The organism is Pseudomonas sp. NPDC087817, from assembly GCF_044742875.1.
Taxonomy (GTDB): Bacteria; Pseudomonadota; Gammaproteobacteria; order Pseudomonadales; family Pseudomonadaceae; genus Aquipseudomonas.
In genome coordinates this window covers 33,156-46,124 of record NZ_JBIUVJ010000018.1, presented here as the reverse complement: position 1 = coordinate 46,124, position 12,969 = coordinate 33,156, and the positions used below count along the sequence as shown (strand labels likewise).

The 12,969-nt window shown below is 61.7% G+C and carries 12 protein-coding genes; 9 read left to right on the top strand and 3 right to left on the bottom strand.

Features of this window, described 5'->3' with window-relative positions; genetic code table 11:
- The coding region (gene ftsY / locus ACIONG_RS14695; RefSeq protein ID WP_401300458.1) for a signal recognition particle-docking protein FtsY at positions 1 to 1,535 on the bottom strand (1,535 nt) is incomplete at its 3' end.
- Between ftsY and ACIONG_RS14690 the strand changes: the two genes are divergently transcribed.
- The 6 genes from ACIONG_RS14690 to ACIONG_RS14665 all read left to right on the top strand — a co-directional run bounded on the left by ACIONG_RS14690 (position 1,534) and on the right by ACIONG_RS14665 (position 7,302).
- Entirely contained in the window at positions 1,534 to 1,728 is a 195-nt protein-coding gene (locus ACIONG_RS14690) for a hypothetical protein (protein ID WP_401300455.1), read from the top strand. The two genes, ftsY and ACIONG_RS14690, sit on opposite strands and share 2 nt — an antisense overlap.
- A gap of 152 nt (positions 1,729 to 1,880) precedes the next feature.
- A complete protein-coding gene (locus ACIONG_RS14685; protein WP_213026853.1) occupies positions 1,881 to 3,236 on the top strand; it encodes a pitrilysin family protein in 1,356 nt (451 codons plus the stop codon).
- Positions 3,229 to 4,716, top strand: coding sequence for a M16 family metallopeptidase (locus ACIONG_RS14680; RefSeq protein WP_401300452.1), 1,488 nt, complete (start codon positions 3,229 to 3,231; stop codon positions 4,714 to 4,716). Before ACIONG_RS14685 ends, ACIONG_RS14680 begins: the two co-directional genes overlap by 8 nt.
- Positions 4,716 to 5,333 (top strand): 16S rRNA (guanine(966)-N(2))-methyltransferase RsmD, encoded by a 618-nt coding sequence (gene rsmD / locus ACIONG_RS14675; RefSeq protein ID WP_213026855.1) that lies wholly within the window; start codon positions 4,716 to 4,718, stop codon positions 5,331 to 5,333. Before ACIONG_RS14680 ends, rsmD begins: the two co-directional genes overlap by 1 nt.
- Before the next feature lie 134 nt (positions 5,334 to 5,467).
- The gene (locus ACIONG_RS14670; RefSeq protein WP_401300449.1) at positions 5,468 to 6,463 is read left to right on the top strand and encodes a hydrolase; all 996 of its coding nucleotides are present in this window, start codon (positions 5,468 to 5,470) and stop codon (positions 6,461 to 6,463) included.
- Positions 6,460 to 7,302, top strand: coding sequence for an AraC family ligand binding domain-containing protein (locus tag ACIONG_RS14665; RefSeq protein ID WP_401300541.1), 843 nt, complete (start codon positions 6,460 to 6,462; stop codon positions 7,300 to 7,302). The genes ACIONG_RS14670 and ACIONG_RS14665 overlap by 4 nt, the downstream gene beginning before the upstream one ends.
- Positions 7,303 to 7,413: 111 nt before the next feature.
- On the opposite strand, the gene ACIONG_RS14660 is transcribed toward ACIONG_RS14665, so the two are convergent.
- Both ACIONG_RS14660 and ACIONG_RS14655 read right to left on the bottom strand, forming a co-directional pair.
- On the bottom strand, positions 7,414 to 8,268 hold the full coding sequence (locus ACIONG_RS14660) for a sulfurtransferase (RefSeq protein ID WP_401300446.1): 855 nt from the start codon (positions 8,266 to 8,268) through the stop codon (positions 7,414 to 7,416).
- Positions 8,269 to 8,300: 32 nt separating this feature from the next.
- On the bottom strand, positions 8,301 to 8,972 hold the full coding sequence (locus ACIONG_RS14655) for a TetR/AcrR family transcriptional regulator (RefSeq protein WP_103304327.1): 672 nt from the start codon (positions 8,970 to 8,972) through the stop codon (positions 8,301 to 8,303).
- Positions 8,973 to 9,118: 146 nt separating this feature from the next.
- On the opposite strand from ACIONG_RS14655, the gene ACIONG_RS14650 reads away from it, so the two are divergent.
- The 3 genes from ACIONG_RS14650 to ACIONG_RS14640 all read left to right on the top strand — a co-directional run bounded on the left by ACIONG_RS14650 (position 9,119) and on the right by ACIONG_RS14640 (position 12,811).
- Positions 9,119 to 10,549, top strand: coding sequence for a coniferyl aldehyde dehydrogenase (locus ACIONG_RS14650; protein ID WP_103304328.1), 1,431 nt, complete (start codon positions 9,119 to 9,121; stop codon positions 10,547 to 10,549).
- 32 nt (positions 10,550 to 10,581) lie between these two features.
- Positions 10,582 to 11,127 carry a twin-arginine translocation pathway signal protein gene (locus tag ACIONG_RS14645; protein ID WP_401300441.1) on the top strand — a complete coding sequence of 182 codons (546 nt, stop codon included), beginning with the start codon at positions 10,582 to 10,584 and terminating at the stop codon, positions 11,125 to 11,127.
- Between the two features lie 88 nt (positions 11,128 to 11,215).
- The gene (locus ACIONG_RS14640) at positions 11,216 to 12,811 is read left to right on the top strand and encodes a GMC family oxidoreductase N-terminal domain-containing protein (protein ID WP_401300438.1); all 1,596 of its coding nucleotides are present in this window, start codon (positions 11,216 to 11,218) and stop codon (positions 12,809 to 12,811) included.
- Positions 12,812 to 12,969: the final 158 nt, after the last annotated feature.

Here is a 12,969-nt window from a genome sequence, read left to right as displayed (position 1 = left end):
CGGGTAGCGTTTACCGCCCGGTTCGACACGAAACATGAACGCTCCCGCTCGGCAAACAGTGCCTGGACAAAGGGTTCGGCTTCAAAGGTACGCAAATCGTCGATGCCTTCACCGACGCCGATGTAACGAATCGGCAGGCCAAACTGCTTGGCCAGGGCAAAGATCACCCCGCCCTTGGCGGTGCCGTCGAGCTTGGTCAGCGCCAGGCCGGTCAGTTCGACGGTCTGGTTGAATTGCTTGGCCTGGTTGATCGCGTTCTGGCCAGTACCGGCGTCGAGCACCAGCAGCACTTCGTGCGGCGCATCGGCATCGAGCTTGCCGATCACCCGGCGAACCTTTTTCAGTTCTTCCATCAGGTTGTCTTTGGTGTGCAGACGACCGGCGGTGTCGGCGATCAGCACATCAATGCCACGGGCCTTGGCGGCTTGTACGGCATCGAAGATCACCGAAGCCGAGTCCGCGCCAGTGTGCTGGGCGATCACCGGGATCTTGTTGCGCTCACCCCAGACCTGCAACTGCTCCACAGCGGCGGCGCGGAAGGTATCACCGGCGGCGAGCATGACTTTCTTGCCTTCCAGTTGCAGCTTCTTCGCCAGTTTGCCGATGGTGGTGGTCTTGCCGGCGCCGTTGACGCCGACCACCAGAATCACGAATGGCTTGTTCTGCGAAACGATCTTCAGCGGCTGCTCGACCGGCTTAAGCATAGCGGCCAGCTCGGCTTGCAGGGATTTGTACAGTGCGTCGGAGTCGGCCAGTTCCTTGCGTGCGACCTTCTGGGTCAGGCGCTGGATGATCTGCGTGGTGGCTTCGACGCCAACGTCGGCGGTGAGCAGACGGGTTTCGAGGTCATCAAGCAGATCGTCATCGATGGTTTTACGACCGAGGAACAGGCTGGCCATGCCCTCGCCGATGCTGGCGCTGGTTTTCGACAGGCCTTGCTTGAGACGGGCGAAGAAACCGGCTTTGGTTTCTTCAGTGCGCGGGGCTTCGACGGGCGTTTCAGCAAGCACTTCAACCGGCACTACTGGCGCAGCGACAACCGGTGCAGGTGCTGGCTGATGAATGACTGGAGCTACGGGAGCAGCAACTACCGGGGCAACTGGCTCCGGAACAACAGGCTCAGCTACAACCGGCGCAGGTTCGACCACCGGCGCCGGAGCCACCTCGGGAATGAACGCGGCAGGCGCGGGAATCACTGGCGTGACATGCGGCGCAGCCTCTTCAACCAACGCTACCGGCTCTTCCGCCACTGGCAACGTCAGCCACGGCTCGGCTACCGGGGTCAGCGGCGCCTCGGCAATCACAGGGGTTTCAGGCTCAGGTTCGGCCGCCGGTTGCAGCACCGGCTCGGCGATCGGCAGCACGATCGGTGCCGGCTCTTCTTCTATTACCGGAGCAGGCGCCGGAACGGGCTCAGGAATCGCGGGCGGCTGTTCGACGACGGGTTCCTGCGGTTTCTTACGCAGCCATCCGAACAGGCTTTTCTTTTCGCCAGCCGCAGCTGGGGTCTTCTTGTCGTCGTTGGAACCAAACATGGAGGACGGCTATCTCACGGTAGCGACGCGCCATAAGGGCGCCCCGGCAAATAAATATTCGATGCAGAACAGACTGTGTTTCACCCAGCTTGTTCACGCGCAACATTTTGTCGAGGCGCCAAAGGCACCTCAAAGGTCGATTATTACGAAGGACTGGAACGGCATCTTCGGCGAAAACGCAGAGTTTAGCTGAGAAACTCAAAGCTTCTGCCGGTAACCCATACAACCTATCGACCGATCAATGGCTTGATAGGCGTGGCCGCCAGTAAAACGGATCAGTATCCTAGCACCCTCTCGCCCGCCGACGCTAAGACCAAGCGGGCAGCTCAACAGGTTAAAAAACGAATGAATGCTCTAGCCCGCCGCGCTGCAGGCCTGCTGCTCAGCACAGTCTGCCTGCCCCTTTCGGCCCTGGCGGCCGACCCGCAACCGACTCACGAATTCACCCTCGACAACGGTTTGAAGGTTGTCGTGCGCGAAGACCATCGCGCACCGGTAGTGGTGTCGCAGGTCTGGTACAAGGTCGGTTCCAGCTACGAAACCCCGGGCCAGACCGGTCTGTCCCACGCGCTTGAGCACATGATGTTCAAGGGCAGCGAAAAAGTCGGTCCCGGCGAAGCTTCGCTGATCCTGCGTGATCTGGGTGCCGAAGAGAACGCCTTCACCAGCGACGACTTCACCGCTTATTACCAGGTACTGGCCCGCGATCGTCTGGGCGTGGCTTTTGAACTGGAAGCCGACCGCATGGCCAACCTGCGCCTGCCGGCCGACGAGTTCGCCAAGGAAATCGAAGTCATCAAGGAAGAGCGCCGTCTGCGCACTGATGACAAGCCGATGTCCAAAGCTTACGAGCGCTACAAGGCCATGGCCTACCCGGCCAGCGGCTACCACACGCCGACCATCGGCTGGATGGCCGACCTCGACCGGATGAAAGTCGAAGAGCTGCGCCACTGGTATCAGTCCTGGTACGTGCCGAACAACGCCACCCTGGTGGTAGTCGGTGACGTCACCCCGGACGAAGTGAAAACCCTCGCCCAGCGCTACTTCGGCCCGATCGCCAAGCGCGACGTGCCACCGGCGAAGCAACCACTGGAACTGGCCGAGCCCGGCGAACGCCAGATCACCCTGCACGTGCAGACGCAACTGCCTAGCCTGATGCTCGGTTTCAACGTGCCGAGCATCGCCACCGCTGAAGACAAACGCTCGGTCAACGCTCTGCGCCTGATCTCGGCACTGCTCGACGGCGGCTACAGCGGGCGCATCCCGACGCAGTTGGAGCGCGGTGAAGAGTTAGTCTCCGGCGGTTCGTCGAGCTACGACGCCTACACGCGCGGCGACAGCCTGTTTACCCTTTCGGCCACACCGAATACCCAGAAGAAAAAGACCATGGCGCAAGCCGAGGCCGGTCTGTGGAAGCTGCTCGATCAGTTGAAAACCACAGCCCCCTCCGCCGCAGAGCTTGAGCGCGTACGTGCACAAGTGATTGCCGGTCTGGTCTACGAGCGTGACTCGATCACCAGTCAGGCCACTGCCATTGGCCAACTGGAGACTGTCGGTCTGTCGTGGAAACTGATGGACACCGAACTCGCCGATCTGGAAAGCGTGACCCCGCAAGATATCCAGAATGCCGCCAAGCTGTATTTCACCCGCGAACGTCTCAGCGTCGCCCACGTCCTGCCACTGGAGACGACTCATGAGTGAGCGCAAAACCCCACGCCTGTTGCTTGGTCTGATCGCGGTCGCCGTGATCGGCTCCGCCGCGTTCTATCTGACCCCAGGCGCTAACACCAACGCCAGTGAAGCGCTGGATAACGCCAAGACCAGCCAGAAGCTGCAATCACTGGCCGAACTCGACGGCAAGGCGCCGGCCAGCCGCAAGCTCGACGTACAGACCTGGAACACCGCCGAAGGCGCCAAGGTGCTGTTCGTAGAAGCGCATGAGCTGCCGATGTTCGACATGCGCCTGATCTTCGCCGCCGGCAGCAGCCAGGACGGCAATGCGCCGGGGCTCGCGGTGCTGACCAACGCGATGCTCAACGAAGGTGTTGCCGGCAAAGACGTCGGCGCCATCGCCCAGGGCTTTGAAGGCCTCGGCGCGGATTTCGGCAACGGTGCCTTCAAGGACATGGCGCTGGCATCGCTGCGTAGCCTGAGTGCTGTCGACCAGCGTGAACCGGCCTTGAAGCTGTTCTCGGAGGTGGTCAGCAAACCGACCTTCCCGGCCGATTCGTTCGCGCGCATCAAGAACCAGATGCTCGCCGGCTTCGAATACCAGAAACAGAACCCCGGCAAACTCGCCAGCCTCGAGCTGATGAAGCGTCTGTATGGCGATCACCCATATGCGCATTCCAGCGATGGCAACGCGCAAAGCGTGCCGAAAATCACCCTCGCGCAACTGCGTGAGTTCCATGCCAAGGCTTACGCTGCTGGCAACGTGGTGATCGCGCTGGTGGGCGACTTGTCCCGCGCCGATGCCGAGGCGATTGCCAATCAGGTGTCCGCCGCCCTGCCGAAAGGCCCGGCGCTGGCGAAAATCGCCCAGCCGCAGGAACCGAAGGCCAGCATCGGTCACATCGAGTTCCCGTCCAAGCAAACCAACCTGATGATCGCGCAACTGGGCATCGACCGCGACGACCCGGACTACGCCGCCTTGTCGATGGGTAACCAGATCCTCGGCGGCGGCGGTTTCGGTACGCGTTTGATGAGTGAAGTGCGCGAGAAGCGCGGCTTGGCCTATGGCGTGTATTCCGGGTTCAGCCCGATGCAGGCTCGCGGTCCGTTCATGATCAACCTGCAGACCCGCGCGGAAATGAGCGAAGGCACCCTGAAACTGGTGCAGGACGTACTCGCCGACTACCTGAAAACCGGCCCGACGCAAAAAGAACTCGACGACGCCAAACGCGAACTCGCCGGCAGCTTCCCGCTGTCCACCGCTAGCAACGCCGACATCGTTGGCCAGCTCGGCGCCATGGGCTTCTATAATCTGCCGCTGAGCTATCTGGACGACTTCATGCGTCAGTCCCAGAGTCTGACCGTCGAGCAGGTCAAAGACGCGATGAACAAACACCTGAGCACGGACAAAATGGTCATCGTCAGCGCTGGCCCGACCGTGCCGCAAAAGCCGTTACCGGCCCCATCTGATAAACCTGCCGAGCAACCGCTCGGGGTTCCGGAGCATTAATGGCGACTCGTTCCCCAAAAAAACCTGCGCACAACGTTCACAACGGTGTGAACCAGTTGCGCATCATTGGCGGCCAATGGCGCAGCCGCAAGCTGAGCTTCCCCGATGCGCCGGGCCTGCGTCCGACGCCGGATCGTGTGCGTGAAACCCTGTTCAACTGGCTCGCGCCCTACGTTGAAGGGGCCAAGGTGCTCGACCCGTTCGCCGGCAGCGGCGCGCTGTTTCTCGAAGCGCTGTCCCGTGGCGCGGCCATGGGTCAGGCGCTGGACGCCAGCAACATTGCGGTGTCCAGCCTGAAAGAACACCTCGGCACGCTACGCTGCACCAACGGGCAGGTGCAGACCGCTGACGCCCTGCGCTATCTGGAAACGCAAGTTGCCACGCCGTTTGACCTGGTGTTCCTGGACCCGCCGTTCAACCAGAACCTGCTGCCGGCGGTTTGCACTCTGCTTGAAGAGCGTCAGTGGCTGGCGCCCGACTCGTGGATCTACACTGAAAGCGAAACCGCGCCTTCGACGCTGGGTCTTCCGGGCAACTGGCGCCTGCACCGCGAGCAGAAGTCCGGACGCGTTTATTACGCGCTGTGGCAACGCACGGCAGAGATAGCCGTTAACTAAAAGTTTGCGAGAAACCTGTGGCGAGGGAGCTTGCTCCCGCTGGGTCGCGAAGCGGCCCTTATTTCAGAAGCGAGGCCTGCTGCGCAGTCCAGCGGGAGCAAGCTCCCTCGCCACAAAGTGCATCGAGAACCATCGTGTCCCCTTCGTCAGAACGCTTCATTCCTGCCTTCGGCCTCGGCAATCCGCACTTGCAAACCTTGTGGGGCCCGCTGTGGCGCAAAACCGTTCACCTTGAGCGCGAGCGCGAACGGCTTTGGCTCGACGACGGCGACTTCCTTGATCTTGACTGGCACGGCCCGCATAGCGCCGACGCACCGCTAGTGTTGGTGCTACACGGGCTGACTGGCTCTTCCAATTCGCCCTACGTGGCAGGTGTCCAAAAGGCTTTGGCCGATCAAGGCTGGGCCAGCGTCGCGTTGAACTGGCGCGGCTGTTCGGGCGAACCGAATCTGTTGCCGCGCAGCTACCACTCCGGCGCCAGCGAAGACCTCGCTGAAGCCATTCGCCACCTGCGCGCCAAACGTCCGTTGGCGCCACTGTATGCCGTCGGTTATTCCCTGGGCGGCAACGTACTGCTCAAGCATCTGGGGGAAACCGGCAGCGCCAGTGGTGTGCTCGGCGCGGTGGCGGTGTCGGTGCCGTTTCGCCTCGACCAATGCGCCGACCGCATCGGCCAAGGGTTTTCCAAGGTCTATCAGGCGCACTTCATGCGCGAGATGGTCGCTTACATCAAGAACAAGCAACGTCAGTTCCAGCATGACGGACGCGACGATGGCCTCGCCGCGCTGGCGGCGCTCGGCTCGCTGGAGAACATGCGCACGTTCTGGGACTTCGATGGCCGGGTGACGGCGCCGCTTCACGGTTTCACGAATGCCGAGGATTACTACCGCCGCGCCTCGAGCCGTTACTTTCTCGGCGAAATCCGCACGCCGACCCTGATCATTCAGGCGGCGGACGATCCGTTCGTATTCCCGCACAGCCTGCCGCAAGCCAGCGAGCTGTCGGAGTACACCGAATTCGAATTGCAGACTCGCGGCGGACACGTCGGCTTCGTCGAGGGTTCGCTGCGTCAGCCGGGTTATTACCTGGAACGGCGCATCCCGCAATGGCTGGCACGCCTGACGTCATGAACGATCAGGGCGAGTCGATCCGTTTCTGGCAAACCACGCCGCTGGCCGGAGTCGAACTGCTGTCGGCACGCTACATCGAACAACGCTTTGCCCCGCACGTTCACGATGGCTACGTGATCGGCATGATCATGGCCGGCGCTCAGCGTTATCGCTATCGCGGCGCTGAACATCTGGCGGGCAGCGGCACGCTGGTGTTGATCAACCCGGACGAATTGCACACCGGCCACAAGGGCACCGAGAACGGCTGGCTGTACCGGGCGTTTTATCCCGACACCGGCAAAGTCATGGCGTTGCTGGACGAACTGGAATTGCCCAGCGCGCCGATGCCCGCCTTTGGCGAAACGCTGTACCGCGACCCGGACCTGGTCAACGGTTTCTGTCAGTTACACCGTTTTCTGGAAAATCCGGCCACGGCGTTGCAGCAGCAAACCGTGTGGCGCGAAATGATGCTTTTGCTGCTACAACGTCACGCTGCCGTGCGGATCCCCGGCAAACCCGGCAAGGAACATCGGGCGGTGGTGCGCGCCAAGGAACTCCTGCACGCACAGCTGGCGGCGCCGCCATCGCTCGAAGAATTGGCGGCGGCGGTCAATCTGTCGCCTTTTCACTTCGCCCGGGTGTTCCGCCGTGCCACCGGCATGCCGCCGCATACCTGGTTGATGCAGCAACGCATCGCCACGGCCCGGGGGTTGCTGCAAAGTGGATGTTTACCCGTGGAGGTCGCCCTGCAGTTGGGGTTTGCCGATCAGAGTCACCTGAGCCGGCAGTTCAAGCAGGTTTATGGCGTGGGGCCGGCGGCTTATCGCAGTGCCCGGCAGATTTCCCCAGACACCGCATAGCCCATATGGGAGCGAGCCTGCTCGCGAAAGCGCTCGTTCATTCAACATTGATGTCGACTGATCCGATGCATTAGCGAACAGGCTCGCTCCCACAGAGAGGATTTGCCGTGTTTATTCGCCCGTGGCGATACCGCGCGAAGGCTCGTTGATCCACTCGCTCCACGACCCGGCGTACAGCGAGCCCAACGGATAACCCGCCAGACACAACGCAAACAGGTTGTGACACGCCGTCACACCGGAGCCGCAATACGCCACCAGATCCGCTGGCGAGCGATCACCCAGTCTGGCGGCAAAGCGCTGCTTGAGTTGCTCCGCCGGCAGAAACCGGCCATCACTCCCGAGGTTGTCAGTAAACGCCGCACATTGAGCACCGGGAATGTGCCCGGCAACCGGGTCGATCGGCTCGACTTCGCCCTTGAAGCGCGGCAAGGCTCGGGCATCGATCAAAGTCAGTGCCGGTTGACCGAGGCGCTGCTGCAATTGTTCGGCGCTGAGCAGCAAAGACATGTCCGGCTGACCACTGAAGGTTCCACGCGTGATCGTCGGCGCATCCAGACTCAGCGGCAGGCCCGCCGCATGCCAGGCCTTGAGCCCGCCATCGAGAATGAACACACCGTCACGCTTGCCTAGCCATGCCAGCAACCACCACGCACGCGCCGCGTACGCACCGGGGCCATCGTCATACAAAACCACGTCGCTGTCGGCATTGATGCCCCAGGCTTGCAAGCGCTCGATCAGCGCTGCCGGCTCCGGCAACGGGTGGCGCCCGGTCACGCTCTTGACCACTTTGCCGCTGAGATCACGCTCGAGATCGGCGAAGCTCGCCCCGGCAATATGCCCTTCAGCGTAGCTACGCTGCCCGTAGTCCGGGTCTTCGAGGGCAAAACGACAATCGAGAATCACCAGCCCCGGTTGCTCCTTGCGAGCATCCAGAGCGTTGGGGCTGATCAGTTGCGCAATCGGCATAACGGGCTCCTGTGGGATTTCAACAGAACGGTTTACTTCACGTCTTCGAGGGCCTGGGCCAGCGGCACGTAGAACTCCTCGAACAGCGCATTGACCTGCTCGCGCGCCTGATCGGTGACGAACCCGGCTTCCAGTACCAGCACCTGATACACGCCACGTTTAATGGCTTGCTCGCTGAGGTGGTTGGAGTTTTCCCGGGTGGTGCACAGAAAGCGCACCCACGACGTCAGGATGATCCAGGCGTTGAGGGTCAGGGATTCGATCTGCACGCGATCCATTTCGAGGATCCCGGCGGCGACAAAACCTTCGTAGATCGCCGCGCCCTGGATCACGCAGCGCTGGGAAAAACGCCGATAACGCGCGGCCAGCTCCGGATCGCTGTCGAGCAGGTGCTCCAGATCACGGTGCAGAAAGCGGTAGCGCCACATCGCCGACAACAGCTCCTTGAGGTAGAAGCGCTTGTCTTCAACCGTCGCGGCGCGTCCCTGTGGCGGGCGCAGGAAGCTGTCGACCAGGCTTTCGTACTCACTGAACAACACGGCGATGATCGCCTGCTTGTTGGGGAAGTGGTAGTACAGGTTGCCCGGAGAAATCTCCATGTGGGCTGCAATGTGATTGGTGCTGATGCTGCGTTCGCCCTGCTGATTGAACAGCTCGAGGCTGTTCAGCACGATACGCTCGCTGGTTTTTATTCGTGGGGCCATGGCTTGAGCTTTAATTCAGAGTGCGTTGACGGGCATCTTACGACCTAACCGGAAATGGATAAAACACTGCTGTGCATGGAAGTCATTTGACTTTCTAGAGCATAGACTCTAGAAAGTTCCTCACTACAATAAATCCGGAGCCGACCATGACTGCCGACATTGCCTACCTGCAAACGCTGCAACAGCCACTGGAAGAGCTCGATCGGCAGTTCGCTGCACAACGGGCCGCATACGCCGCCAACCCGATGCCACCCGCCGCCCAGCGTCAGCAATGGCTCAAGGCATTGCGCGATTTGCTGAGCAACGAACGTCAGGCCCTGATTGAGGCGATCAGCGCCGATTTCAGCCACCGCAGCGCCGATGAAACCCTGCTCGCCGAACTGATGCCGAGCCTGCACGGCATCCACTACGCCAGCCGTCATCTCAACGGCTGGATGAAGCCATCGCGGCGCAAGGTCGGCATGGCTTTCCAGCCCGCCTCGGCGAAAGTGGTCTACCAGCCATTGGGCGTGGTGGGCGTCATCGTGCCGTGGAATTACCCGCTGTATCTGGCCATCGGCCCACTGGTCGGCGCCTTGGCGGCGGGCAACCGGGTAATGCTCAAACTCAGTGAATCGACCCCCGCCACCGGGCTGTTGCTCAAACAACTGCTGGCGCGGATTTTCCCCGAAGATCTGGTCTGCGTGGTGCTGGGCGAAGCCGATATTGGCGTGGCGTTTTCCCGTTTGCGCTTCGATCACCTGCTGTTCACCGGCGCCACCAGCATCGGCAAGCATGTGATGCGCGCCGCCGCAGAAAACCTCACGCCTGTAACCCTGGAACTGGGCGGCAAGTCGCCCGCCATCGTCTCGCGCGATGTGCCGCTCAAGGATGCGGCCGAGCGCATTGCCTTCGGCAAAACCCTCAACGCCGGGCAGACCTGCGTCGCACCCGATTACGTGCTGGTCCCGGAAGACCGGGTCGGCGGCTTCGTCGAAGCCTATCGCCAGGCAGTGCAGGGTTTTTATCCGACCCTCGCCGACAACCCGGACTACACGGCAATCATCAACGAACGCCAATTGGCCCGGCTCAACGGCTACGTCAGCGACGCCACCAGCAAAGGCGCGCTGCTGATCCCGCTGTTCGATCAGGGTCAGGGCCGGCGCATGCCGCACAGTGTGCTGTTGAACGTCAGCGACGAGATGACAGTGATGCAGGACGAAATCTTCGGCCCGCTGCTGCCGATCGTGCCGTACCGGGATCTGGAGCAGGCATTCGCTTACATCAATCAGCGGCCACGTCCTCTGGCTCTTTACTACTTTGGCTACGACAAACGCGAACAGACTCGCGTCCTGCACGAAACCCATTCCGGCGGCGTGTGCCTGAACGACACCCTGCTACATGTGGCGCAGGACGACATGCCCTTCGGCGGCATCGGTGCTTCGGGCATGGGCCATTACCACGGTCACGAGGGCTTTCTGACGTTCAGCAAAGCCAAAGGCGTGCTGGTTAAACAGCGCTTCAACGCGGCCAGACTGATTTACCCGCCCTACGGCAAATCCATTCAGAAACTGATCCAGAAGCTGTTCATTCGCTAAACCTTCGTCATCGTCGCCGGGTAATAAAAACAATGCACCCAAGCCTGACCGATACACCTGCCCTGTCGCGCCGTGGCCTGCTGAAATTCAGCCTCGGCGCCACGGCATTCCTTGCCACCGCAGGCCTCGGTGCCAGCCTCAGCGGCTGTTCGTCGAGCGTCGCCGCCAACGGTTTCGTTTCATTGCGCGACGGCGATCTGCTGTTTTTGCGCGCACTGATTCCAGTGATGCTCGACGGCGCCGTGGCGGCCGAGAAAATGCCGAGTGCCGCCGACGGCACTCTCAAGTCGCTGGACTACAGCCTCGATCATCTGTCGCCGGAAATGCTCAAGCTCACCCGGCAACTGTTTGACGTGCTCGGCATGGCCGTGACGCGTGGACCGCTGACCGGCATCTGGGGCAGTTGGGAAAACGCCAGCCCCGAAGGCATGCGCCACTTCCTCGACCGCTGGCAAAACAGCTCGTTGAGCCTGCTGCGCATGGGTCACAGCTCCTTGCAGCAAATGGTGCTGATGGCCTGGTACACCCGCGCCGAATCCTGGGCGCATTGCGGCTACCCCGGCCCGCCTGTCGTCTGAACAGCACAAACCCGGTGGGAGCGGGCTTGCCCGCGATGCGCCAGTTGCCCCACCCCTGCATCCAGAATAATAAAAGAGAACCTGATCGATGCCCGTACCCGACCCGTTCCGCGAAGGCCTCGCCCGAGGCTGGAAAACCTACAACGGCGCCCAACTCAGCGACGATCTGACCCTTGAAACCGACGTCGCGATCATCGGCAGCGGTGCCGGTGGCGGCACCACGGCGGAAATCCTCAGTGCCGCCGGCTATAAAGTGCTACTGATCGAAGAAGGCCCGCTGAAAACCAGCACCGACTTCAAACTGCTCGAAGACCAGGCCTACAGCAGCCTCTATCAGGAAGGCATCGGCCGCATGAGCAAGGACGGCGCGATCACCATCCTGCAGGGCCGCGCGGTGGGCGGCACCACACTGATCAACTGGACATCGAGCTTCCGCACGCCGCAACCGACCCTTGAACACTGGGCCAAAGAGCACAACGTCAAAGGCCACAGTCCTGCCGAGATGGCACCGTGGTTCGAAAAAATGGAGCAGCGCCTCGGCGTCGCACCGTGGATGGTCCCGCCCAACGCTAACAACGACGTGATCCGTAAAGGCTGCGAGCAACTCGGCTACAGCTGGCACGTGATCCCGCGCAACGTGCGCGGCTGCTGGAACCTTGGTTACTGCGGCATGGGCTGCCCGACCAATGCCAAGCAATCGATGATGGTCACGACCATTCCGGCAACCCTGGAAAAGGGCGGCGAGCTGCTTTATCTGGCCCGTGCGGAGAAGCTGTTGATCAACGGCGACAAAATCTCCGGCCTGCAATGCGTGGCGATGGACGAGCGCTGTGTCGAGCCGACCGGACGCAAGATCACCGTCAAGGCGCGGCACTACGTGCTGGCCGGCGGCGGTATCAACAGCCCGGCGTTGCTGCTGCGCTCGGATGCGCCAGACCCGCATCAACGCCTGGGTAAACGCACCTTCCTGCATTTGGTGAACATGTCCGCCGCACGCTTCGACGAGGTGATCAACCCGTTCTACGGTGCGCCGCAGTCGATCTACTCGGACTATTTCCAGTGGAAGGACGGCGCCACCGGGCCGATAGGCTACAAACTTGAAGTGCCGCCGCTGCACCCGGCGCTGGCGGCCACCCTGCTCGGTGGGTTCGGCCAGCAGAACGCCGAGCATATGGCTGATCTGCCGCACACCCACGCGATGCTGGCCCTACTGCGCGACGGCTTTCATCCGGACAGTCCCGGTGGCAGTGTCGAACTGCGCGGCGACGGCTCGCCGGTGCTCGACTATCAGGTTTCACCGTACGCCTGGGAAGGCCTGCGCCGTGCGTTCCACAGCATGGCCGAGATCCAGTTTGCCGGCGGCGCCAAAGCGGTGCTGCCGATGCACGCCGACGCGCATTACGTGAAAACCCTGGCCGAGGCGCGCAGCCTGATCGATGGTTTGAGCCTTGAGTTGTACCGCACGCGGCTGGGCAGCGCCCACGTCATGGGCGGCTGTGCGATGGGCGAAGACGCGAAAACCGCGGTCACCGACAGCCTCGGTCGCCATCATCAACTGAGTAATCTGTCGATCCACGACGGCTCGCTGTTCCCCACCAGCATCGGCGCCAACCCGCAATTGTCGGTGTATGGCCTGACCGCACAATTGGCGACATCCCTCGCCGATCGGCTGAAAAATCCATGAAAAAGCAGAATATTCCCCTCGTCTATAGTGCTTTCTTACCCAACAGGCGACTTGGCCGACCGGGACGGCTGCGATACCATCCGACTCCCCAACGGACTCCCGCCAGGACGACGCGATGAACCGAGTGTTGTACCCAGGTACCTTCGACCCTATTACCA